Origin of the sequence: Shewanella chilikensis, assembly GCF_037953065.1 — a bacterium.
Taxonomy (GTDB): domain Bacteria; phylum Pseudomonadota; class Gammaproteobacteria; order Enterobacterales; family Shewanellaceae; genus Shewanella; species Shewanella chilikensis.
Genome location: NZ_CP149966.1, coordinates 1,814,382 through 1,838,594 on the forward strand (window position 1 = coordinate 1,814,382; position 24,213 = coordinate 1,838,594).

Sequence of the window (24,213 nt, forward strand, 5' to 3'; positions counted from 1 at the left end):
GACACTTTGAAACCGGCAGTGGCCGCAACTACAACAGAAACCGAAACTAAAGTCGGTAACCATGCCGATAAAGCCGTCAGCCACAAGGCCGCCATGGCTCACTCAGCCAACCCCACACTGCTGTTTGTACCGGATATGAGCTGCGCCAGTTGCGTGGCCAAGATAGAAAAAGCCTTTGCCGCCAAAGAGGTTGAGGCCAGAGTCAATCTCGCCGACAAGCAGGTGAGCGTGGCCGCTGGGCTGCCTGTGGCTGAAGCCGTTGCGCTGCTGCTCTCGGCCGGGTATCGCGCCGAGCCGATAACGGATGCCGCCAGTGCCATGGCCGACAAAGCCGAGCATGATGCCAGGGAATATCGCACCCGGATCAGGCAGGCCATTGCTGGTCTTGGGCTGGGGATCCCCTTGATGATCTGGGGCCTGGCCGGTGGTGACATGATGATCCACGATAGCCAAAGCCAACTTATCTGGGGCGCCATGGGGCTGCTGACCTTGTTGCTGCTGGTCACCACTGGGGGGCATTTCTTCAGTGGTATGTGGCGTTCACTCAAGGCCAAGAGTGCCAATATGGATACGTTGATCGCCTTGGGTACGGGCACGGCCTGGCTTTACTCCATGCTGGTGGTGCTTATTCCCGGCTTTTTCCCCGACGGCACCCGTCATGTGTACTTTGAGGCCAGTGTGATGATCCTCGGCTTGATTAACCTTGGGCACGCATTGGAGCTGAGAGCCCGCGGCAAGACCAGTGAAGCGGTGCAGAAGCTTATTGGCCTGCAGAGCAATACGGCCATCAAAATCACCGAAAACGGCGATGAAACCGTGGCCATAGCAGCGCTGGTGGTGGGCGACAAGCTGAGACTGCGCCCGGGTGACAGAGTGGCGCTCGACGGTGACGTGCTTTCAGGCAGTTCGCTGCTCGATGAGTCCATGCTCACAGGCGAACCCATTCCCGTGGCTAAATCCGTGGGCGACAGTCTGAGCGCCGGCACAGTCAATGGTAACGGCAGCCTTATTTACCAAGTTACTGCCGGGCCTGCCGATACCCGCCTGGCGAAGATTATCGCCCTGGTTCAGGAGGCCCAGACTTCCAAGATGCCCATAGGGCGCCTGACAGACAAGATAGCCGCCGTGTTTGTGCCTGTGGTGGTGGTGATTGCGCTGCTGGCGGCCATCATCTGGTATTTTGCCGGCCCAGAGCCTGCGCTGTCTCATGCGCTGGTGGTGCTGACCAGTGTACTGATTATCGCCTGTCCCTGTGCCTTGGGGCTGGCGACGCCCATGTCCATCATGGTATCTGTCGGCCGCGCCGCTTCCATGGGGGTGTTGGTGAAAAACGGTGAGGCGCTGCAAACCGCCAGCAAGGTCAGCTGTGTGGTGCTGGATAAGACCGGCACCATCACAGAAGGTAAGCCCGCCGTCACCCAGGTGGATATTTTTGATGATGCCTTTGATGAGCGCGAGCTGCTGCGCGCTGTGGCCAGCCTTGAGCAACACTCGGGCCACCCCTTGGCGGCGGCGCTGCTGGATGCCGCCAAAGCCAAAGAGGTTATGCTGAGTGAGCCGCAGGGGTTTGACTATCGCCAGGGGCAAGGTCTGCTGGGGCAATTTGAAGGCCGGCAGTGGGCGGTCGGTAATAGCAAGCTAATGGACGCACTGGGCATTAGGCTGACCGAGACGCACCAGGCAAGACTGGAGCAGGGGGCGGCGCTTGGACACACCCAGGTGCTGGTGGCCCGAAATAATCAGCTGCTGGCGTTGGTGGGGATCAGTGACCCAATCAAAGCCGATGCCAAAGAAGCCATGGCTGCGCTCAAGACCCAGGGCAAACGCTTGGTATTGCTCAGTGGTGATAACCAGGCCACAGCCGAAGCCGTGGCGCGTCAGGTGGGGATTGAGGAAGTCATCGCCGGGGTGTTACCGGATGAAAAGCAATCCTGGGTCAATAAGTTTCAAGCGCAGGGTGAAGTGGTGGCCATGGTCGGTGATGGGATCAATGACGCCCCGGCGCTGATGGCCGCCGATGTCGGCATTGCCATGGGCTCGGGCACAGAGATTGCCATAGAGAGCGCCGACCTGACCTTGCTTAACCCAAGGCTGGGGAGCTTGGCCGGGGCATTTGCCCTGTCGCGGGCGACGCTTGGCAACATCAAGCAGAACCTGTTCGGCGCCTTTATCTACAACACTCTGGGGATCCCGATTGCGGCCGGGGTGCTGTACCCGCTGACAGGGATCTTGCTGAGCCCTGTGGTGGCCGGCGCGGCAATGGCGCTGTCTTCACTGACTGTGGTGACCAACGCCAACCGCTTGCGGCGTCAGTCTTTGGATTAAGGTCTTTCAGCGTTTGAGCCGGGGAAATTGCCCCGGCTTTTTTATTGCTTTCTTATTTTTTCACCTTGTTTTTCCTGTTTAAATAAGGGGTTTGCCTTTGCTCAGCACCAATGCTTGCCGAAAAACGCAGCCTGTGGTCACGGCTTGAGCCCTTAGCCTGTCAAAGCCTTTAGTCTATAAGAGCCTTTGGTCAATATAAGCTTGGGGCTGGATATCGCAGGCCAAGTGAGTCACAGCAAGGGCAACAGGGAACAAGAAAAAATGGGAAGGAGCTGGAAAATGCAATCCAGAAAATTAACCGCGGCAGCTAAGCTGAGTCTGCTAGGCGGCGCCTTACTGCTCAGCGCCATCTCTGTGTCTGCTCAGGCGGGCTGCGGCGAGAAAACCACTGAGTGCATAGTGATCAAGGGTGACAGCCAAAAGACCCTGGAGTGTGAAATCACGGTTTGTGCCAATCTGCACTCATTTCTCAGTCGCTGGCAGTTGGCCGATGGCACCACGCTGAGCACGGATTACACCGATGACAGCGAGAGCATCACTATCAATGGTGAGCCGGGATATGCCTTGCCAGCGGATATTTTGCGCGCTGAACTTGGCTGTTACAGCACTTTTGCAACAAACAAGGCGGAAACTACCTTGGTGTGTGGCCGCGATCTGGATTTTTAATCTGCTTGCAGAAGATTTTTAAAGTCTTTTATAAACAGGTGGTTGCACTGCTTTATCTCGCTGGTTGCATGCGAGTTTGGTTGATAATTCACGCAGGAATGTTATAGTGCCCGGCTTTATTTACCCGGCCAATCACAGGCCTTGGGCTCTTGGACGGCGCTTTACATGGCCCGGTCCCGCATCTGGATATTTTGGAATCATACAGTGATAACGACAGCTAACATCACCATGCAGTTTGGCGCCAAGCCGCTGTTTGAAAACATCTCGGTTAAATTCGGCGAAGGCAACAGATACGGCCTTATCGGCGCCAATGGCTGCGGTAAGTCTACCTTTATGAAGATCCTTTCCGGTGAGTTGGAGCCAACCTCGGGTAATGTGTCGCTGGATCCCAATGAGCGTCTGGGTAAGCTGAACCAGGATCAGTTCGCCTATGAAGAGCACAGCGTTATCGACACAGTGATCATGGGTCACAAAGAGCTGTGGGCGGTGAAGCAGGAGCGCGATCGCATCTACTCCTTACCGGAAATGAGCGAAGAAGATGGCATTAAAGTGGCCGATCTTGAGATGCAGTTTGCCGAAATGGACGGTTATACCGCGGAGAGCCGCGCCGGTGAGCTGCTGCTCGGGGTAGGTATTCCGCTGGAGCAACATTTTGGTCCCATGAGTGAAGTGGCACCGGGTTGGAAACTCAGGGTGCTGCTGGCACAGGCCTTGTTCTCTGATCCCGATGTGTTGCTGCTCGACGAACCGACCAACAACCTGGATATCGATACCATTCGCTGGCTGCAGGAGATGCTTAACCAGCGTAACAGCACCATGATCATCATTTCCCACGACAGATACTTCCTCAACTCTGTCTGTACCCATATGGCGGATCTGGACTATGGTGAGCTGCGGGTCTATCCGGGCAACTATGATGAATATATGACAGCTGCCTCTCAGGCTCGCGAGCGCCTGGTGGCTGAAAACGCCAAGAAGAAGGCACAGATTGCCGAGCTGCAAACCTTCGTGGCGCGCTTCTCTGCCAACGCTTCCAAGGCCAAGCAGGCCACATCCCGTGCCCGTCAAATCGACAAGATCAAGCTGGATGAGATCAAGGCTTCCAGCCGGGTTAACCCCTACATTCGTTTCGAGCAGGAGAAGAAACTGTTCCGTAACGCTTTGATTGTTGAGAATATGAGCAATGGTTACGATGAGTTGCTGTTCAAGGATGTGAACTTTATCGCCGAAGTGGGCGAGCGTATCGCGATTCTGGGTGAAAACGGTGTGGGTAAGACCACCTTGCTGCGTACTCTGATCCACGAGTTGCCACAAAAGAGCGGTACCATTCAATGGTCTGAAAACCATCGTATCGGCTACTACGCCCAGGATCATGCCAGCGACTTTGAAAATGATATGAACCTGTTCGACTGGATGGGTCAGTGGCGTCTGGAAGGCGATGACGATCAGGCGGTGCGTTCAGTGCTGGGCCGTATGCTGTTCAGCGCCGACGACATCAAGAAATCTGTCAAGGTACTGTCCGGTGGTGAGCAGGGGCGTATGCTGTTTGGCAAGCTGATGCTGCAAAAGCCCAATATTCTGGTGATGGACGAACCAACCAACCACCTGGATATGGAATCGATTGAGTCGCTGAACAACGCCCTCGAACTCTATGAAGGCACCTTGCTGTTTGTCAGCCATGACCGCGCCTTCGTGTCATCTCTGGCCAACCGTATCATAGAGATAAGCTCTGAGCGCGTGACCGACTTCAAGGGCACTTATGATGAGTTCCTGGCCAGCAAAGGCATTGAAGCCTAAGTCTTTTATGGCGAGCTTGGTTTAACACCAAGTGAAAAAATCACAATAAACAAGGCCGGTTCATTGAACCGGCCTTGCTGTTAATGGCTTTAAACAGAAGCACGCCGACTTATTCTCCTGAGGCATCAAGCATCTGGGTGCGGATCAAAGGTCTGCGACCATTGCCTTCTTGAGTAGCAACACCACAACAATATCATTTGAACTTTATAACCGATTCACTTGAGTCGTTTTTGTTCATTGATTTCCAATAGTTCAATATGAGTCGCTGACGTTAGCTAAGGTTTAGGTATACAATCGTCGGCTTTCTTGCCTCAAAGGGCGTGTTGTAGGAAATGCTTATATATGTCGGTTGTATTGCCTAAAAAGTTTCGTTATGACATTAACGGACTAAGAGCTTGGGCTGTTGTTGCAGTTATTTTATTTCATTTTAAGGTGCTAGGATTTGCTGGAGGGTTTGTAGGAGTCGATATTTTTTTTGTTATTTCGGGTCTGTTAATGACAAAAATAATAGTGACAGGCTTAGAAAGTAACCGTTTCTCCTATAGCCGTTTTATGCTCGCAAGAGCGAAACGAATTTTTCCCGTATTAGCCGTATTATGTTTAACATTATTGGTTTTCGGTTGGTTTTGGTTGTCAACGATCGATTATCAAAAATTAGGCACTCATATTGTTGGTGCGGCCTTATTTATTTCTAATCATAAGCTTTACAGTGAGGCCGGTTATTTCGATGCGGCATCTTACGAAAAATGGTTACTTCACTCTTGGTCGCTGTCAGTTGAGTGGCAGTTTTATTTATTGTTGCCACTGGTGTTGATGTTGGCTTGGCGCTGGCGTGGTAAACAAGCTGTATTACACTCTTTGTTAGCTATTGCGCTGGTTTCCTTTGCGTTGTCTGAGTATGCCGTTGAGACTAATCCTAGTGCGGCATTCTATCTTTTACCTTTTAGGGCTTGGGAGATGGTAACTGGTGGGCTTATTTGGTGGGTGATGAGACATAAGCAACTAGGACAGATGGCCAGTAAAGTCATAGAGTTGCTCGGGTTTGCGTTAATCTTAACGGCTATTTTCGGCTTTAATGAGGCAACGCCATGGCCTGGAGGATATGCTTTAGTGCCGGTGCTTGGGGCTGTATTGGTGTTAGCTGCCAACCGTCAAGAGTCTCCTTTGACTGCTAATCCAGTTATCGCACGTGTGGGATTGATTTCTTATTCACTTTATTTATGGCACTGGCCTATTGTCGTGTTTCTTGCTTATGCGGGTGAGCAAAATAATCCCACTTGGATTGTTGCTGGTATCTTGCTTACATTTGCATTAGGAGAGCTATCGTATCGATTTATTGAAACTCGCTCTAGCTATTACCTAGGTCAATTTAGCTTTAAAAAGGCAGCATGGGTATTATTTTGCATTCTATTATCGGTAGAGTTATTAGCAGTAGCCGCACGACATTTAGAGGTTGAGGGACGGTTACCTGAAAAAGTTGAAAAAGCAAGTCAAGGGTCGTTTGACCGTAACCCTAGACTAAATGAGTGTCTTCTTGGACCTGGGCGAGATATTCCCGAATCTAGCTGTATACATGGCACAGGAAAAGTACAAGCTGTGGTTGTTGGCGATAGCCATGCCAATGCGGTGATATCGAGTGTAACATTAGCTGCTGAAGATAAAGGAAGTGTTGTGGAGATGACCTATAATGGCTGCTCAACCCTAATCGGAGCCAAGAGTCATATACCTAAATCACAATGTGACCTGTTTAATCAACATGTGATTGATACCTTATCTACCACCAGTGATATACCTGTAATTTTAATTTCTCGCTTAACCGGTAGTGTTTTTGGTTATAACGAACGGCACAAATTCCATAATAGACCATTGATCTACTTTGGTGATAATCCTGAACAAACTAGTGACGAGGTGTATCGAGACTTTGTGATGAAACAGATCGAAACTGTGTGTCAATTAAGTCAATACCGTCCGGTATACCTGGTTCGTCCGCTACCTGAAATGGATGTCGATGTACCAACCACCACTTATCGTAACTTGATGTTTTCCAATGAATTTAAAGACGTTTCTATTGCTGAGCAAGATTATGTGCAGCGTCATGCCCCTATTTGGCAAGCACAGGATAAAGCAGCGGCCGCTTGTGGTGCTAAAGTACTTAATCCATTGCCTTATCTTTGCGTTAATGGGCGTTGTATGGGAAGTAAGGATGGGCGTTCGCTTTATTATGATACTAACCACTTGAGTGAATACGGAAATAAATTTCTGACACCCATGTTTAAACCTTTATTTCAATAGCAAGGGTAATCCTCCCTTTTTTAACCGCAGTTAAAAGTAGAGGTTAAGCGACCATTAAAGGTGGTCGCCCATGGTTGGCTTTGTGTGGCCTTTCGTGATTGGGGGCCAATATTTAGTTGCCCCTATTGAAATACTCAGGTGATAACCACAAAAAGGTATTTAGCCGTAACCTAACCGCAGGCCTTTTGCCCTTTGCCTTTGCGGCCATCTTTATCCAGCGGGCAATCGGCGCACATTTGGGTGCAGGGAAGCTTGTGCCGCAGGCAACAGGCGATACGCGGGCTTTGTTGCTGCTTGAGCCTTAACTTACGCCAAAACGGATGGGCAATAGGTGCAACATAGGTACGTGACTGCAGCTCAGCTTGCTCGAACATCTCTCTTATCAATTGTTGTTGCCAACTGACGGGGAGTGACAACTCACCCAGATACCAATGCACAATATAGGCTTGATGGCTGAAGTGCAGCTTTGATGGCACTGGGCCCAGCTCTGCCAGGCGCTCGACAATGGGAATGAGCAACTGCTCGAGTAAGCTTTCCCAACTGGCAAGTTGCCCGGCGGGAGCCGGATGGTTGACATCTGCATCAAGCAGCAGATAGAAGGTTTCCGCCCGGCCGTTATCAAAAGGTTCAAGATACCAGTTGCCACTGCAAGCTGCAGCCGCAGTGGCGCGGTTAAGTGCGCTGCCGGGCTGACTGGCAAACAACCACAGCAGCAGGGGTGGCAGTTGCAGGCCGAAAAACCACTGGCTCCACATGGAGTGCAAGGCCCGGGCGTCTATCTCGGGCTTTGTGGCACAAGTCGTGGACACCTTGGCTTGATAACTCAGGGCAAATTGCTGCAGCAGCGCCGGGTAATGTGCCTGGCTCAAGACTGAGTTCAAGCTGATGGCTTCTTGGGGTAACTGATCCAGACTCTCTATGGCCTTGAAGTGTTCGCCATAGAAGGCGGCTTTTTGTGCCAATAGTTGGTTGAGCTCGCTGGCAATACTCATTCCCATGACGGCAGTCCTCCGGTGGCAGTGTTGCTCGAATCCTCCCCGCCATGGCGCCCGGCGGCTCTGGGATTTACTCTGGGTCTGGGGATAATCATCGGGCAGTTGGCCTCGGGATCTGTGATTATGCTGGCATTGATATCGAACACCTGTTCCAGCAGGGCCTCGGTCAACAGTGACTCAGGCGCGCCGCCTGCAATCAACTTGCCATCACGCATCAACAGCAAGTGATCGCCGTAGCGCAGAGCCTGGTTGATGTCGTGCAGCACCAATACCAAGGTGCGGCCCTGATCCACCAACGCTCGGCAAAAGTCGAGTACTGCCAGCTGGGCGCGGATATCGAGAAACGAGGTGGGTTCATCGAGCAGCAACAAGTCGGTTTGCTGCGCCAATACCATTGCCAGCCAGACTCGCTGTTGCTGGCCGCCTGAGAGCTCGGCCACCGGCCTTTGTGCCAGTGTCGTTAACCCTGTGGCAGCCAGGGCTTGGGCAACCGCCAGTTCATCTTGCTCTGACCATTGGTGCCACAGGCTCTGATGAGGGTAGCGGCCGCGACTGACCAGCTCCTGCACATCTATTCCTTCCGGTAATTCAGGCTTTTGCACCAGTAGTGCCAGCTCCCTGGCTCTGGCCTTGTTGCTCAACTGCGCCAAGGGGGTTTGACCCAAGATGACCTGGCCGCGTGTAGGCGGCAGTACCTGGCTCAAACACTTGAGCAGGGTCGACTTGCCACAACCATTGGGGCCAAGGATCACCGTCAACTTACCCTTGGGGATGGCCAGGTTCATGGCGCTTATGATGGGCCGCTGGCCGTACTCGAGATAAAGCTCATGCCCACTGAGGGCAATGTCATAGTCAGGGTATTGGGTCATGATCTTTCTCCTTTCAGTCCCTTGGCCTGTTGCGGTTGTCCCCGGATTTCGCGGCTCAACAGCAGCGCCAGATAGGCGCCACCGATGAGGGCGGTCAATACGCCCACCGGCAGCCTTTGGTTGCCCGGCAGCAATAAGGTAAGAGTGTCGGCCCCGAGCAGCAACAGCGCGCCTATTAGCGCCGAGCGCAGCAGTGCCAATTGACGATTGCCAAAGCGGGCCAGATGCGGCGCCACCAAGGCGACAAAGGCCACCGGGCCGGCGCAGAGTACGGCTCCCAGGGCCAGCAAGGTGGCAAACAGCAGCGCCAGTGTTTGACTTTGGCGCACCGGGTTACCAAGCGCCTGAGCCAGTTCCTGGCCCAAAGCCAGCAGTGACAGACGGCGGGAGAGTAGCAACAGAGCGGGCAGCGCCAGCAGTAGCACTGAGGTTATCAGCAGCACATCACCCCAGGTGCGGTGTGCCAGACTGCCGGACAGATACCCCAGCATCTGCTGCGCCTGCTCTCTTTGCACCAGTGTCAGCACAAACTGCACCAGGGCGATGGCAAAGGCGTTGATGGCGATGCCCATCAATACCAGATTGCGGGAAAATTGCCATTGGCGTCCGAGCCCTGCGAAAAACAGCAGGAGCACAACCCCAGTGCCCAAGAGGGCGCCGGGCAGCAATGGCAGTTCCGGCAGCCATAATAACCAGAGGACGGCGCCGGCACTGGCTCCGGCATTGACCCCGAGAATATCCGGGCTTCCCAGCGGGTTACGGCTCAGGCTTTGAAACACGGCGCCGGAGAGCCCCAGCGCCATGCCTGCGCCGAGGGCGCACAGGGCCCTTGGCAGGCGTGATTGCCACAAAAGCCAGTTTTCATAGTTGGAGGCTTCGGCAAACAGGGCCTTGGCAAGGCTCATGGGAGCCAGGCCCTGATGTCCCAGCATCAGGCTAAGTAGCAGTGCACCGACAAGCAAAAGTGCGGCCAGCAAGGCGGTCCTTATGGCGCCGGATGAGGGGGCTCTTAAGGTTATCGGGCCCCATTGCCAGATGGGAAAACGGGTTGGTTTCATGACGCCTCCTTCAGGTTTTGCCCACGGGCCATCAGGTACAGAAACGGCGCTCCCAGCAGGGCGACCATGATGCCAGTCAGCAGCTCGGCCGGCGGCATCAATACCCGCGCCAACAGATCTGCCAATAACACCATGGCGCCGCCTATCAAAGCGGCTCCCGGTAATAGCAGGCGGAAATTGAGCGTCAGATAACGCCTGGCCAGATGGGCACTGGCCAGGCCGACAAAGGCCAGCGGGCCGACAATGGCTGTGGCTGCGGCGCACAGCAAGGTGGCACTCAGCCAGGCGAGCTGCCCCTGCCAGCCCTGCGAGGCACCGAGCGCCTTGGCGGTATGATTATCCAGCAGCATCAGATTCAGCGCCGGCGCCAGCAGCCACAAGAGTGCCGCGGCGGGCAGCAGATAGGGCCAGAGCGCATGAAACTCCGGCCAGCCCAGCCCGGACAGGGAGCCCGCCATCCAATACCTGAAACCATCGAATAGCTGCGGGTTCAGCAGTACTCTGGCCTGGACATAGGCCCCGAGCACGGCGCTGATGGCGGCGCCGGCCAGGATCAGCCTGACCGCAGCGGATTGCCCCTGGGATTGCTGTGCCCTGGACATCATATACACCAAGGCGCTGGCCAGAAGCGCCCCGGGCAAGGCCTGCCAGAAGAGACTCAAACCCGCTGTTGCGCTCCATAGCCCCAGAGTGACCAGAGAGGCGCTGGCGCCGGCATTGACGCCAAGCAGACCGGGATCTGCCAAGGGGTTGCGGCACAGTGCCTGGATCACGCAACCGGCCATTGCCAATGCCATGCCGGCCAACATGCCGCACAGCAATCTTGGTAGCCTTGCCTGTAACACCAGCGACAGATGATCGTCTGCGGCCGGTTGCCAGAGCTTGCCCAGCATAGCCAGCGGTAGCGTGCGGGCGCCAAACAGCAGGTTGGCCAATACCAGCAGCGCCAGCATCGTCAGCAGCCCAAGCAGGGTTAAAGCGTTACGTCCAAGACGGCTCGGGGACTGGGTAGCTCCAGGTTGCAGAAAAGTTTTTGGGTGAGTCATCCCGGCCTCCCGTTTTTATTCGATGGCGCGCCTGTATCTGCGCCAGCCTGTGTGTCTTGATGCCGGTATTGGCGAGGGTTTTCTTTTTGCTTTGCCAGGGTTTGTTGCAGTTGCGGCATCAGCTTGGGGATAGCCCATTTAACGCTCAGCAGCGAGCCGTAGGAGCTGGCCATCACCAGCGCCGGGTCGGTTATTGCCAGATACCGACCGCGGCGCATGGCGGGCAGACGACGGATAACCGCCATGGCTTCTACCTCGGCTCTGGCCTTGTCCGAGCTGTACCAGCTGAGCAGCAGCTCGGCATCGTCCAGCATGTCGGCGTGCTCCAGTCCTATGTGGGCGGCGAAGTGGCCTCGGCTGGCATTGAGCCCAAAAAGTTGTGGCGGCAATACAAAACCCAGCGCCAACAGCAGATCCACTCTGGGATCGCCTGTGACATAAACCGAGAGATTGCCAACTCGACTGGCGGCATTGATATAGGCCAGGCGCACGCCATTGAACTCAGGATTTTCGGCGGCGACTCGGGCGATATAAGCCTGTTGCTGTTTCAAAAGTGCTTTGGCCTGCAGTTCTTTGCCGAGCGCCTTGGCTATCAGTTCCACCTGCTGCTTAACCGGTGTCAGCCAGGGTTTGTCCGGATAGGCGATGACGGGGGCCAGAGCGCTCAGCTGCAAAAAGCTTTCGCGGGTGATACCGGACTGGGGCGCTAGAATAAGATCCGGTTTCAACGCCAATAATCGCTCCACATCCAGTTCGGGGTAACTGCTGATGATGGCGGGCAGCGGCAGCTCTTGCGCTTCCAATGCCTGGCGAAACCAGGGCAGATAACCCTCTGCATCGCCGCCCCAGTAATGGGGTTCAATGGCGATGGGGACAACCCCTAAGGATAGGGTCCAGTCTTCGGCCCCGGCTCCCAGGGTCACCACTCGCTTGGGCGGCGACTCGATGCAGCTGGTCCCGTGGGCCGTGGTAATGCAAACCGGATAACCGTTTTGCAGCGGTGTTTGGGCTTTGGGTTGCTGAGGGTCATAACAGCCCGTCAGCCCCAGGCTCAGAAACACAATAAGCGCCAATAGGCGCCTTGCTTCACACAACATATTTGTTATTCGCCCCGCTGTGCGGGGCGCTCCTTATGATGGATAATTTCACGGCATAACGCGGCTCAGAAACGGTAGTCCAGGGTGACGCTGAAGTTACGCGGCGCGCCGTACTGGTATTGGTCATAGAAGCCGAGCTGGCTGTAATAGCTCTTGTCGAGGGCGTTATCCAGATTGGCCCTCAGGCTCAATTGTTCATTGAACTTGTATCTCGCCATCAACTTCACCAGGGCATAGCTGCCTTGTTCCACTTCAACCTTTTTCCCGTCCGGTTTTGAGACTTGGCTATAGATGCGGCTCTGCCAGTTGACCCCGGCGCCCAGCTGCAATCCGTGAAGCCAGCCATCAAATTCATAAGTGGTAAAGAGTTTGAGCTGCCGCTCCGGGTTGGTGGTGTTGATTTTTTGCCCTTGGGGATTTTCGGTATCAAACTGGGTGTAGCCCAGGTAAAGATCCCAGTTGTCATTGATGGAGCCGTTGACCTCAAACTCGAAACCTCGGGTCTTGGTGCCGTCGACACTGCGGTAGATGGGGATAGTGCTGTTGGGTAGGCTTTCGCCGGTTCGCTCACCAACATTGTCCTGACGTATCTCAAAGGCGGCCAGTGACAAGTCCAGCGCCTCATCGAACAGGCTGGCCTTGATCCCGGCCTCATAGTTGCTGCCCTTGATGGGGTCCAGGTAACGGCCATCGGCCTGAACCTTATTTTGCGGAGTAAAAATGTCCGTGTAGTTGGCATACAGGGCATATTCGTCGCTCAGGGCATAGGTCAGTCCCAGGTAACCGGTGAACTCACCATCGACCTCATAGTCATGTTTGGCACCAAAGTTATCCTGATCTGTCTCCCAGTTATCCAGGCGGCCACCGAGTACCATGGACAGGGCATCGGTCAGCTCAAGCTGGGAAGCGACATAGACAGACTGTTGTTTGGTTTCACCCCAGGAGCCGTAAAGCACCTTATCGCTCCATTGCGGTTTTGGGTAATCAAAGCCGGGTTGGCGGAAGTCTCCCAAAGGTGGCCTGGCGCCGAGTGCGCCATAGTAGGGATTGGCAAAATCCTGTTTTTGTTGATTGGCACCGGCCACCAGTTGATGGTTGCGGCCAAAGGCGTTGAAGTTGCCGGACAGCTTGAGATCAAAGGTGTGCTGAGTGCGACTGCCGTCGATAAAGGCCAAAGAGCCGGGGACCATGCCCTCATTGGTGACGGGATCCGGATTTTTCATGGGCCAGAGCACATCAAATTCCAGGCTGTTGTCGCCATAGATATAGCTGCCTTTAAGGGTCCAGTCTGAACTGAAATGATGCTCCAGAGTCACAAAACTGTTGAGAGCATCTGTCTTGGCGGAGGCCCAACTGGGGGCGGTGGACACATGGCGGTCGTAATTGGTGCGGTTACCGTCACTGTCAAACAGCGGCAAGCCGCCGGACATGGTGCCTTCCGGCCTGGTATGTTGGAAGTCACTGCCCAGGGTTAGCAGGGTATTGGTCCCCAGATCCGCTTCCAGGATGCCATACAGGGTTTGTCGCTGCTGCTCATATCTGTGTTGCCAGTTTTCCCTGTCCTGATAGGCCAGCACTACCCGGCCACGGATGCTGGCATCCTGATTGAGGCCGCCGGAGAGGTCGACCACGCCGCGCAGCATGTCCCAGGAGCCGCTGCTCAGGCTAACGCTGCCCTGAAACTCGGCAGTAGGCCGTTTACGCACCAAATTGATGGCGGCAGAAGGGCTACCGGCACCCAGCATCAAGCCGGTGGCGCCGCGCACTACTTCAATGCGCTCGTAAAGGGCGCTGTCCATCAGGTTGTCGCCATAGTTGAAGCGGGTGTCATAGGTGGTTGCCACGCCATCATAGAGAATGCTGCTGACCGAGATCCCGCGGGCGCTGATGGAGTATCTGTCGTTGTCCGAGGGGCGGGCGTTGATCCCGGCGACACTGGTCATAACATCTATGACAGAGTTGAGCTGCTGATCTTCAATGGCCTTGGCGGTAACGGCTGTGACAGACTGCGGCGTCTCGAGAAACGACAGCTTCATGCCGGTGGCCGTGCTCATGTCGCTCGCCTTGTAGCTTGCGGTTTTGTCTTTGGCACCGACGATTGTCAGTACCTCCATCTCTTTCTCCTGTGTCTCGCTCTTGTCGGCGGCGAACGCCGGGGCGCTCAATAGCACAGAGCAGAGAAGGGCGATGGGGGTCGGCTTGAAGCCATTAAGGGTTTGCATATTAATATCCATTTTCCTGTTACTTCCTGGAAGGTTTACAAGACCGGGTCAGCAAGACGCTCGGCCTGGGTTGATGTCATGCCAAAACTGTGGCTGACGGCAAAGGGGTGCAGTGGATTGTCGATATCTCCGGCAAAGCGCAGGTTCTTCTCCCTGTCTTCGAGATCTATCATCTGCTGGTTGTTGTTGAGCTGGATCCGGTTCAGGCAGGTGCGGACAAAGGTCGGCTGGAACAGATCGTAGCGGTGATACTTATCGGCAAACTGGGGGTGGGAGGCCTGATAATCACGTACCTTTCCGGCCACCAGGCTCCAGAAACCCTGTTCACTCAGGCTGGTGTGGCTATCGAGCAGCGGCGCCATAAAGCGGAAGATACAGTCGAAAATATCCAGCAGTATGTAGTTGAGCTTCATCTCCTCTTCGAGTGAGACCGCCAGTTGCGCCACCCGTCCCGGCAGCGGCGCACTGCCGTTGAGAATTGCGACTTCTTCGCCTATGTCCTTCATCAATATGGTGACAGGCACCTTGTCATCCAGCACCAGAATAAGGTTCTCGCCATGGGGCATAAACACCAGATCGTAGGCAAAGAAGGCGTGCAGCAAGGGGGTAAGGTAGAGATCCAGCAGCCGGCTCATCCAGTCGTGGGCGCTCAGGGGGGAAGCCTCGATAAGCGCCGCCAGCAGGCTCTGCTGCTGATTGTCCTGGTGCAGCAGGGCCGCCAGGGTCATCAGTTGCTGTCCGGGTTTTACTAAAGGCTCGCCCTGGAAGCTGAGAGCATAAGGGCTTTCACGCCACAGTGCCGAGAGCATCTTCTTGTAGGGAGTGTCTTTCTCCAGCGCCTGCTCATAATACCTGTGGTGATAGCCTATGGCGGCGATCTCCCTGAGCAGCACAAATCTTTGCTTGGCAAAGAAAGGGTCGCTGTCGATAAGCTCGGCGACAAAGGTGTTGATCTCCGGGGTGCGGCCCATGTAGTAGGGCGATAAACCCCGCATAAAGCCCATATTGAGAATCGACAGTGCCGTCTTCACGTAACAGCGCTTGGGTTGGCTCAGGTTGAAGAAGGTGCGAATGGATTGCTGCACCTGATATTCATCACGGCCTTGTCCCAGGTGAATGAGGCGATCGCGGGCCAGATCGGCGGCGAATATGCGGCTGATCTTTTCGCGCCACTGCCATGGATGAACGGGCATCAGAAAATAATCGTCCGGGTTTTTGCCCTGTTGCCGGATCTTCTGCTCAAATCTGAGCAGCAAGGCATCGCCCAACTCATCTTGCAGCAGTTGTTGATAGTCGAGCCCTGCTATCAGCGCCAGACTGGTATGTTCACTGCTGACCGCCAGCCACTCGAGTTGCAGCGGTTGGCCGCTCTCCGGCGTAAAGGCCCGCCAGTCATCGACATCAAAACCTATGCGGCCGTTGTTGGCGACAAACACAGGATGGCCTTCGGTCATGGCCGCTTCTATCTGCTGATAGTCGCAATTCACCAGCTCCTGCACCGGCTTTGCCTGCCACAGAAGTTTGAAGGCCTTGCTGTAGAGGGTGCTGGTGATCTCTTCAAGATAGGTGGGCAGCAATGCATCGCTTATGCCGAGTCTCTCCTTGAGGGCAATGATAAGCAGCATGGCGTCCGGCTGTTGCTGCTCGCCATCTTTGAAACACTCGATGGAATCCGGCGCTATCTGCAGCTGATCCAGCTGATAACGGCGACCGCTGAAGCGGTAGCAGAGCTGGCCATCCCGGGTATCCAGCTTGAGCTGCCAACAGGCCTCTTGCTCTGCTTCTGCTTGCAACAACAGCTCTAGCGCTATCAGTTTTTCATGACTGAATTCACTGAGAATTTTCGCCAGCAGATGGCGGCTTGCCTGGTTCCAGATAGCAGGCGTCAGATGGCTGAGGCGGGTCTGTTCGATAATGGATGCTGTCATTGTGTGGCTCCTGTTGCCAGTGCGGCACTGAACCCAGGCAGGGTGCAAAAACCCAGCATGGCTTGTTTGTTTTCCAGTTGAATGGCGTGGCTGTAGCAGATGCCTACCGCACGGTTCAGCGGGTGAATCTTTTGGTTGTTGATATCCGGCTCTACCACCAGGCGGGCAAAGCCCAGATGCTGCAGTATCAGAGACACCACAGCCGTGATGGCCTGGCGGCTGAAACCGCGCTTAGGCTTAGTGGGAGGAGCCAGCAGCAAATGCATGCCGCAATCGCCGTGTTGGCAGTCAAAGTGTTGGCCCACTTCATCAACGCGGGGATCGTACAGCTCGGTATAGAGCACAGGCTCAGCGCCGCGATAGGCCATCAGGCCAAACTTATCTGCAGTGGGGGCGAGCTCAACGCGGCGCTCGGTGGGCGTTAAGGATTGCATGCCCCAGAAGGCGGCATAGTCGCGGCCGAGCCAGTCGCTCAGGGTGTCAAAGTGCTCGCTTTCCCGATAGGCACAAAAATCAAAGTCGTTGACCTTGAGGCGCTTGCCCGGCGCAAAGCCGTATCTGGCGCTGAAGCCGGCTGTGTCGGCAGGTGGATTAACTGCTGTTTGAGAGGCCATCAGCTGGCCTCCCGCTGCAAAGCTTGATTGCTGCTGTGCCGGCGTTTGGGCGCACTGGCGTCTTGCTTGGGAATACCAAAGCTTTGGAAGGCAATTTGCTGCTCTATCTCGTAAGGTGCTTTGCCCAGGATCTGCCGCAATATGGTGGCGTTGCGATAGCAGCCCATTCCCAGATCCGGCGAACACAGCCCGTGGGTGTGCAGCCCCAGGTTCTGAACAAAAATTCGCCCGGCCTTGTCTATGTGATAATGACGCTGGACATCTGGATCGCCCTTTTGATCGAACAGCAGCTGCGAGTGGAGCGGCTCGAGAAAATCCGGCAGTCGATAGCAGTAACCTGTGGCCAGTACCAGTGCCGAACTGGTCAGCTCGAACTCCTGCTCAAGCTCTGTATGTCTGCAACCCAGCAGCAGTTGCTGTCCGTCGCTGTGAACGCTTTGCAGTGCCGTGTTGGTTAGCAGCTGTACATCAAAGTCACAGTGCAGGCGTTTTTGGTAAAGCAGATCATAGATGCTGTTGATCAAATCGGCGTTGATCCCCTTATAGAGGCTCTTTTGTGAGCCGATAAGTTCGCGGCGCTGTGCCTCGGGCAGGGCGTGGAAATAGTCGATATATTCCGGCGAGGTCATCTCCAGTGTCAGCTTGGTGTACTCAAGCGGGAAGAATCTTGGCGAGCGGGTGAGCCAGCGCAGGCGATAACCGAATTTGTCGATATCCAGCAGCAGATCTTCGAAGATCTCTGCCGCGCTTTGGCCGCTGCCGACTACGGTGATGTCATTTTGGCTCTGCAGCGCCTGTTTACGGTGCAGATAGTTGGCCGAGTGCAGTACCCGCTTGTCGGCGCCGGGGCAAAAGTGGGGTATCCAGGGTTGGGTGCCGGTTCCCAGCACCAGGTGACGGGCGCGCAGGCTCAGTTCTTGGCCACTGACTCTGTCCTGCCCCTTGACCAGATAGGTGTCGGTTTCGGCATCGAAACTGACCCGGGTGACCTTGAAATTGAATTTAAGGTTACTCAGCTCGGCGCAGACCCATTGGCAGTAGCGATTATATTCCTGCCGCGGCAGGAAGAAGCTTTCGCGGATATAGAAGCTGTAGAGTCGGCCGGTTTGTTTGGCGAAGTTCAAATAGCTGTAGCGACTGGTGGGATCGGCCATGGTCACCAGATCCGACATGACAGGGGTCTGCAATCTGGACGATTCCAGCAACATGCCGGGATGCCAATCGAAACCGACGCCGGCATCGACAAACAGACACTCAAGACCGTCAAGCGGCTCGACCAGGGCCGCCAGGCTCAGGTTAAAGGGGCCGATGCCTATGCCCAGGATATCGTAGACTTTGGTTTGCATCAGTTCCTCCTCAGGCGCTGTAAAGCGCGCTGGTCTTGTAGTGACGGGCCTGCTCGCGACCGATTTTGCAGATGTCGGTCAATACGGCTTCGATATCCTCGAGACGGGTGTGAGGGTTGAGCAGGGTAAACTTGAGATATTGGCTGCCGGCCACCTTGGTCGCTGCAATCATGGCGCGGCCTTCGCGGGCCAGACGGGCGCGGATATGGCGATTGCATTCATCCAGTTCGGCGCTGCCGAGTGCCGGGTCGTTGAAGCGAAACACCAGGGTAGTCAGCGACGGGCGCTGCGCCGTCTGCAGCTCGGGGAAACGGCTAAAGCTTTTATAAAGCTCGGCTGTGGTGGCAATCAGGGTGTCGAACATCTCGCCTATGGCATCCGGCCCGGCGGCTCTCAGGCTTAGCCACAGCTTGAGGGCATCAAACCTGCGGGTGGTCTGCAGGCTCTTGTTGACCAGATCCGGCACTCCGGCCTGGGTCTGGGCCTCAGGGTTGAGGTAATCGGCATGGTAGGTGAGGTAACCGAGCATGCCTTTGTCCTTGACCAACAGCGCCGAGCAGCACACGGGCTGGAAGAATGACTTATGGAAATCCAGGCTGACAGAGTCGGCCAACTCTATGCCTTCAAGGCGTTGGCGCTGGGTGCGTGACAGCAACAAGGCGCCGCCGTAGGCCGCGTCTACATGCAGATAACAGCCGAATTCGCGGCAAAGGGCAGCTATGGGCGCTATGGGATCTATGGCGCCAAAGTCAGTGGTCCCAGCGGTAGCGACCACGGCAATGGGGATCAGTCCTGCCGCTTTGAGCTGCCTGAGTTTGCCCGCCAGTGCCTTGGGATCCATGCGCCGATTGGCATCACAACCGACAGTCATTACCGCCTCATGTCCCAACCCTAAAAGTGCGGCCGCTTTTTGGATGCTGAAATGGCTGAATTCAGAGCAGAGAATGCGGTATCGGTGAGCATTGGCAGCCAGGCCCGCCAGAACATTGCCTCTGTGACCCGCCTCAAGGCTGCCAGCCAACTCTCTGGCAAGCAGCAGCGCCATCAGGTTGGACTGGGTGCCGCCGGTAGTGAATACACCGTCGGCATATCCCTGATATCCCACGCGCTCGCAGGCCCAGTCGATAACCTTCTGTTCAATCAGAGTCCCGCCGGCGCTCTGATCCCAGGTTTCCACCGCGGTATTGATGGCTGAACTCAACTGCTCGGCCAACAAGGATGTGAGCATTACAGGGCAGTTGAGGTGGGCCAGATAATCCGGGTGTTGGAAATAGATGGCGTGGCTGAGATAGAGCTTGTCCAGTTCGGCCAGAACTTGCTTCATGTCCCCAAGGGGGTGGTCGAGATTGATATCGGAAAATGCGCTTTGCAGTTCTTCGGGGCGAATGCCACTGCTGGGACCATCCAGCCGTTCAAGGCGGTGTTTCAGGGTATCCATGCCCAGTTGCATCAAGTGGGAGTAGTGATGTTCGGGTGCGATACCAAAGAGCTCAGTGTGGGGAGCGAACGGCAGATGGCCGGCGGCATCATAGCTCGGGTCATTGCTCGCCTGTTCAGGCTCCATGCTGGGGTGGGTCACTTTTGCCTCCTTTGCGACTGACATGAGGTCAGCCATCAATGACAAGTCACCCAGGGACAGGAACTGCTTCGGCCTTTCCCTGGGCCATTCCTTTTTGGCTGTCATCCTTTTCTCAACGACAGCGGCGACAAATTAGCATGCACTCAAATACAAATGCAAATGATTCTCAATTAATTTGTGTAAAGATGTAACCGCCTTGATTGGACGCCTGCATCAATCACAACAAATTGCTCAGCCAAAGACAGGCTTGAGGCGACTGAGTTGAGAGCGATTTGCAAAAGAGTGACTGAGTTAATTCAGTCGGCGGTGAGGCAAAGGGCGGGAGCCTAAGGAAGGTGCGAACAAGTGCCATGTGTGCTTTGCGTCGGCTTACAGGCCTGGGAGCAAGGCCTGGTTCGCAGCAAATGGCCCTAGTGCTTTGCAAGAAGCACTTTCCTAATACGGCGGAGCAAGCTTGCTCAAATATCCTCTGAACTGGGCCGACTAAATTCCTCAACATAGGCATGAATGGAGAATTAACTCACTGCCATATAAGCACTAAACTGAGTATATTCATCACAAGAGGAATTTTTGAGGAGCAGGGGATGAAAGCCACAGCCGGTCGTCCTAAAGGCCATTCAGGGGCCAGGGATGCTTTGATAGAAGCCGCGCGTAGCTGCTTTACCCTGAAGGGCTATGAGCGGGTTTCCACCCGAGAGCTGGCGCGCAAGGCGGGAGTGGATGCGGCGATGATCCGTTATTACTTCGGCTCCAAGGCAGGCCTGTTTGAGGCCATGGTCAGAGACACCATCGCTCCTGTGCTGGAAGCTTTCAAACACTACAATGCCGCGCAAAGTCACCAATCTACCTCTGAGGGCTCTGCAAACAGCCCTGAGCCCAACAATAGCCGCCTTGAGCCGAGCAAGATGAGTCTTGATTCGAGCAAGAAAAGGCCCGAGTCAGGTTTTGGCGGACCATTTGAGCTGATGCAGGTCTATTACCGCGCCATGGCTGCCAACCCGGCCTTGCCCGGGCTTATCATCCAGGTATTGAATCACAGAGAAGGCAGTGAAGCCTTCGATGCCCTTGCCAGTGTATTCAGTGACATGCTCAGCCGCTCGAAGCTGTGGATCCGCCAGCTTGGGCAAGATCACGGCCTTAATCCCAACCTGGACCCTACCTTGGCGCGGCTGAGTTTTGTCAGCCTGATGGTGTTTCCGCTGATCGCCCCGGCCCATCTGATGCGGGACTTCGGCGTCGAATTGAACGAAACCTGGCTCAAACAGCTGGCAGAGCACAATGCCAAAGTCCTGCATCAAGGCTTATTGCGCCAGGATATTGCCGCCAACCCAGGCAGTGAGGAACCCCAATGAACAAGATATCCCTGATACTGACAGCGACACTATTGCTGTTGCAAGCTTGTGGCGACAACGGCGAAAGCCGCGCCATGGGCACTCTGGAGCGGGATCGTATCCAGCTTTCAGCCCCCGTTGCCGAGCAGATAGCCGATATCCATGTGGCCGAGGGTGACAAGGTCGAGGCGGGGCAGTTGTTGCTGCAATTGGACAGCCGCAGCGCGGCAGCCAGAGTGGCACAGCGCCGCGCCGAATTGGCCGAGGCCGGCGCCAGGCTTGATGAGCTGCAACAAGGCGCCAGGGTAGAAGAGCGGCGGGCGGCCAGAGCCGCCATAGAGGCGGCAACGGCAGCCGCGACCGAAGCCAGACTCAGATATCAGCGCACCCGCGAGCTGTTTGCCGCCAAAGTGGTGGGGCAGGCGGAGCTGGATGCGGCCATCGCCGAGCGGGATCACACCAAGGCCTTGGTCGAGCAGGCCAATGAACAATGGTTGCAACTGGAAAACGGTACCCGCAGCGAACAACTGGCTCAGGCCGAAGCCAGAGTGGCAGCCGCAGCGGCGGCGCTCAAGGCCGAGGAGAAAGCCTTGGACGACCTCAGCCTCAGGGCGCCGCTGGCATCAGAGGTGGACATATTGCCCTGGAAGAGGGGCGATCGAGTGGCTCAGGGCACTCAACTTGTCGCACTTTTGGCACTGGATAAACCCTATGCCAGAGTCTATTTGCCGCAAACGGCCATCAGTAAGCTTTCCCGTGGCGACAAGCTGGAGGTCTGGGTCGATGGGGTGGAGCAGCCGCTCAAGGGCACTGTCAGAAATATCCGTTCCCAACCGGCATTTACCCCGTTTTATGCCCTTAATGAGCGTGATCGTGCCAGATTGATGTATCTGACGGATATCGATGTCGAGGGCGCCGAGTCTCTGCCCTCAGGGCTGGCGCTGGAGGTACGACTGCCATGACTCAGTCAGCTGATGCCGGTGCTTCTTCGGCCATTCAAACTACCCTGGCCATTGAAGCTCACGGACTGACCCGGCGTTTTGGTGAGTTGACCGCGGTGGATAATCTCAGTCTCGCCATTCCCCGTGGCAGTATTTACGGCTTTCTCGGCCCCAACGGTTGCGGCAAGTCCACTGCGATTCGGCTGCTTACCGGCCTGTTGTTGCCGGATGCCGGTGAGGTGACCGTATTGGGAGAACCGCTTGCCGGTAACGAAGAGGCGCTCAAGCAACGTATAGGTTATATGACCCAGAAGTTCTCTCTCTACGATAATCTGTCTGTGCTGGAGAACCTCAGATTTGTCGCCAGTATTTATGGCTTGTTCGGCCGCCGCGGCAAGGCGCGCATTGAAGAGCTACTGCATCTATATAGCCTGGAGGGCAGGGAGTCTCAGTTGGCCGGCTCCATGAGTGGTGGTCAGAAGCAGCGTCTGGCACTGGCCTGCGCCACACTGCACTCCCCCGAGCTGTTGTTTCTCGATGAACCCACCTCGGCGGTCGATCCGGAAAACCGCCGCGAGTTTTGGGAGCGGCTGTTCGATCTCTGCGCCGCTGGGACCACTATTTTGGTGTCAACCCACTACATGGACGAGGCAGAGCGCTGCCATGCATTGGCAATCCTTGAGCGCGGCGCCAAGCGGGCCGATGGTTCCCCGGCCGAATTGATGCAGCAGATGGGCGCCAGCGTGGTGGAAGTGAGCGGTGAGCAGCTAAGGACGCTCAAGCAGCAGTTGGTGGCCTTGCCAGAGGTTGTTTCAGCCGCTCAGGTAGGCACCCGGCTCAGGGTGTTGGTGCGGCGTGATGCCACAGATCCCATCGCCTTTCTCAGCCCCTATTGCGATGGGCGCAAGCTCGCCATGGCGCGGCCCAGTCTCGAAGATGTGTTTGTATCCTGCACCGGAGGTCGACATGTGGGCTAGGATATTGGCAATCATGCTCAAGGAGCTCAGGCAGCTGTCGCGGGATAGGATGACCTTCGGCATGATAGTGATGATCCCTCTGGTGCAGTTGCTGCTGTTTGGCTACGCCATCAATACCGATGCCAGGCATCTGCCCGCCGGATTGGTGGATATATCCGCCAGCAGCTATAGCCGGGCCTTGGTGCAGGCGGTAAAGGCCACCCAAGTGGTGGACTTCAAGGCAAAATATGCCTCTATCGAACAGGCCGAGGCGGCCATCACCTCGGGAGAAGTGCGCGCCGTGCTCTATTTGCCGGCGGATCTCAATGCCCGGCTGGTGAATCATCCAGCCTTCGACCGTCGTCAAAGCGACAGCCAGCTTACCCGGCCCGTGGCCCAGTGGCTGGTGGATGGCTCGGATACGGTTATCGCCGCCGCGATTCGTAGCCTGAGAAGCATGCCGCTGGATGAAGTGGCCGGTTTCAGCAGCCAAAGCCGGGTGCCAAGTTTTGAGGTGGTGCAGTATTTCAACCCGGAGCAGCGCACTGTGGTTAACATAGTGCCCGGCTTGCTGGCGGTGATTTTGACCATGACAATGATCATGTTCACCTCTGCCGCCATTGTCAGGGAAAGAGAGCAGGGCAATATGGAGTTTCTGATCACCACCCCGGTCAAACCCATGGAGCTGATGGTGGGGAAAATCATCCCCTATGTGCTGGTGGGGCTTATTCAGGTGAGTATTATCCTCAGCGTGGGCCACTTCCTGTTCGGTGTGCCGGTGCGCGGTGGTCTGGACAGCTTGTTGCTGGCCTCTTTACTGTTTATCTTTGCCAGCCTCAGCCTGGGCCTGGTGATCAGCACCATTGCCAAGACCCAATTGCAGGCGATGCAGCTGACGGTATTTATCCTGTTGCCCTCTATTCTGTTGTCAGGCTTTATGTTTCCTTACGAAGCTATGCCAATTGCGGCGCAGTGGATTGCCGAAGCGCTGCCGGCGACCCACTTTATGCGTATGGTGCGCGCCATAGTCCTGCATGAGGCCGATATCCTGATGTTGGCTAAAGATGCCTTTTGGCTGGGGGCGTTCACCCTGGGAGGCGTATTGCTCGCTTCATTGAGGTTCCGTAAGCGTTTGGGATGAGCGCTGTGGT

Annotated in this window: 18 protein-coding genes; 8 read left to right on the forward strand and 10 right to left on the reverse strand. The window is 55.5% G+C overall.

Annotation, left to right across the window (positions count from 1 at the left end; translation table 11 throughout):
* The first annotated feature begins 93 nt into the window (after positions 1 to 93).
* The 4 genes from WKR14_RS08355 to WKR14_RS08370 all read left to right on the forward strand — a co-directional run bounded on the left by WKR14_RS08355 (position 94) and on the right by WKR14_RS08370 (position 7,080).
* The gene (locus WKR14_RS08355; RefSeq protein ID WP_339087740.1) at positions 94 to 2,325 is read left to right on the forward strand and encodes a heavy metal translocating P-type ATPase; all 2,232 of its coding nucleotides are present in this window, start codon (positions 94 to 96) and stop codon (positions 2,323 to 2,325) included.
* 279 nt (positions 2,326 to 2,604) lie between these two features.
* Positions 2,605 to 2,991 (forward strand): hypothetical protein, encoded by a 387-nt coding sequence (locus tag WKR14_RS08360; RefSeq protein WP_165564903.1) that lies wholly within the window; start codon positions 2,605 to 2,607, stop codon positions 2,989 to 2,991.
* A gap of 204 nt (positions 2,992 to 3,195) precedes the next feature.
* Positions 3,196 to 4,788 carry an ABC-F family ATPase gene (locus WKR14_RS08365; protein WP_101053042.1) on the forward strand — a complete coding sequence of 531 codons (1,593 nt, stop codon included), beginning with the start codon at positions 3,196 to 3,198 and terminating at the stop codon, positions 4,786 to 4,788.
* Positions 4,789 to 5,130: 342 nt separating this feature from the next.
* Positions 5,131 to 7,080, forward strand: coding sequence for an acyltransferase family protein (locus tag WKR14_RS08370; RefSeq protein WP_339087618.1), 1,950 nt, complete (start codon positions 5,131 to 5,133; stop codon positions 7,078 to 7,080).
* A gap of 170 nt (positions 7,081 to 7,250) precedes the next feature.
* On the opposite strand, the gene fhuF is transcribed toward WKR14_RS08370, so the two are convergent.
* From fhuF to WKR14_RS08420, 10 genes are all read right to left on the reverse strand, one after another.
* Positions 7,251 to 8,078, reverse strand: coding sequence for a siderophore-iron reductase FhuF (gene fhuF / locus WKR14_RS08375; protein ID WP_101053044.1), 828 nt, complete (start codon positions 8,076 to 8,078; stop codon positions 7,251 to 7,253).
* Positions 8,069 to 8,944, reverse strand: coding sequence for an ABC transporter ATP-binding protein (locus WKR14_RS08380; RefSeq protein ID WP_101053046.1), 876 nt, complete (start codon positions 8,942 to 8,944; stop codon positions 8,069 to 8,071). The genes fhuF and WKR14_RS08380 overlap by 10 nt, the downstream gene beginning before the upstream one ends.
* On the reverse strand, positions 8,941 to 10,002 hold the full coding sequence (locus WKR14_RS08385) for a FecCD family ABC transporter permease (protein WP_335921193.1): 1,062 nt from the start codon (positions 10,000 to 10,002) through the stop codon (positions 8,941 to 8,943). The genes WKR14_RS08380 and WKR14_RS08385 overlap by 4 nt, the downstream gene beginning before the upstream one ends.
* Positions 9,999 to 11,048, reverse strand: a complete 1,050-nt coding sequence (locus WKR14_RS08390) for an iron ABC transporter permease (protein WP_339087619.1) — start codon at positions 11,046 to 11,048, stop codon at positions 9,999 to 10,001. Before WKR14_RS08390 ends, WKR14_RS08385 begins: the two co-directional genes overlap by 4 nt.
* A complete protein-coding gene (locus WKR14_RS08395; protein ID WP_339087620.1) occupies positions 11,045 to 12,145 on the reverse strand; it encodes an iron-siderophore ABC transporter substrate-binding protein in 1,101 nt (366 codons plus the stop codon). The genes WKR14_RS08390 and WKR14_RS08395 overlap by 4 nt, the downstream gene beginning before the upstream one ends.
* A 65-nt stretch (positions 12,146 to 12,210) precedes the next feature.
* Positions 12,211 to 14,379 carry a TonB-dependent siderophore receptor gene (locus tag WKR14_RS08400; RefSeq protein ID WP_226564898.1) on the reverse strand — a complete coding sequence of 723 codons (2,169 nt, stop codon included), beginning with the start codon at positions 14,377 to 14,379 and terminating at the stop codon, positions 12,211 to 12,213.
* 23 nt (positions 14,380 to 14,402) lie between these two features.
* Positions 14,403 to 16,295, reverse strand: coding sequence for an IucA/IucC family siderophore biosynthesis protein (locus WKR14_RS08405; RefSeq protein WP_339087621.1), 1,893 nt, complete (start codon positions 16,293 to 16,295; stop codon positions 14,403 to 14,405).
* Positions 16,292 to 16,909, reverse strand: a complete 618-nt coding sequence (locus WKR14_RS08410; protein ID WP_234555481.1) for a GNAT family N-acetyltransferase — start codon at positions 16,907 to 16,909, stop codon at positions 16,292 to 16,294. Before WKR14_RS08410 ends, WKR14_RS08405 begins: the two co-directional genes overlap by 4 nt.
* A complete protein-coding gene (locus tag WKR14_RS08415) occupies positions 16,909 to 18,255 on the reverse strand; it encodes a lysine N(6)-hydroxylase/L-ornithine N(5)-oxygenase family protein (RefSeq protein ID WP_339087622.1) in 1,347 nt (448 codons plus the stop codon). Before WKR14_RS08415 ends, WKR14_RS08410 begins: the two co-directional genes overlap by 1 nt.
* Before the next feature lie 10 nt (positions 18,256 to 18,265).
* A complete protein-coding gene (locus tag WKR14_RS08420; RefSeq protein WP_339087623.1) occupies positions 18,266 to 19,834 on the reverse strand; it encodes an aspartate aminotransferase family protein in 1,569 nt (522 codons plus the stop codon).
* Positions 19,835 to 20,418: 584 nt separating this feature from the next.
* On the opposite strand from WKR14_RS08420, the gene WKR14_RS08425 reads away from it, so the two are divergent.
* From WKR14_RS08425 to WKR14_RS08440, 4 genes are read left to right on the forward strand one after another with little or no spacing between them, the layout of a single operon-like run.
* Positions 20,419 to 21,186, forward strand: a complete 768-nt coding sequence (locus tag WKR14_RS08425) for a TetR/AcrR family transcriptional regulator (RefSeq protein WP_144168287.1) — start codon at positions 20,419 to 20,421, stop codon at positions 21,184 to 21,186.
* Positions 21,183 to 22,127 carry an HlyD family secretion protein gene (locus WKR14_RS08430; protein WP_062793542.1) on the forward strand — a complete coding sequence of 315 codons (945 nt, stop codon included), beginning with the start codon at positions 21,183 to 21,185 and terminating at the stop codon, positions 22,125 to 22,127. Before WKR14_RS08425 ends, WKR14_RS08430 begins: the two co-directional genes overlap by 4 nt.
* On the forward strand, positions 22,124 to 23,083 hold the full coding sequence (locus tag WKR14_RS08435) for an ABC transporter ATP-binding protein (protein WP_339087624.1): 960 nt from the start codon (positions 22,124 to 22,126) through the stop codon (positions 23,081 to 23,083). The genes WKR14_RS08430 and WKR14_RS08435 overlap by 4 nt, the downstream gene beginning before the upstream one ends.
* Entirely contained in the window at positions 23,073 to 24,203 is a 1,131-nt protein-coding gene (locus WKR14_RS08440) for an ABC transporter permease (RefSeq protein ID WP_339087625.1), read from the forward strand. Before WKR14_RS08435 ends, WKR14_RS08440 begins: the two co-directional genes overlap by 11 nt.
* Positions 24,204 to 24,213: the final 10 nt, after the last annotated feature.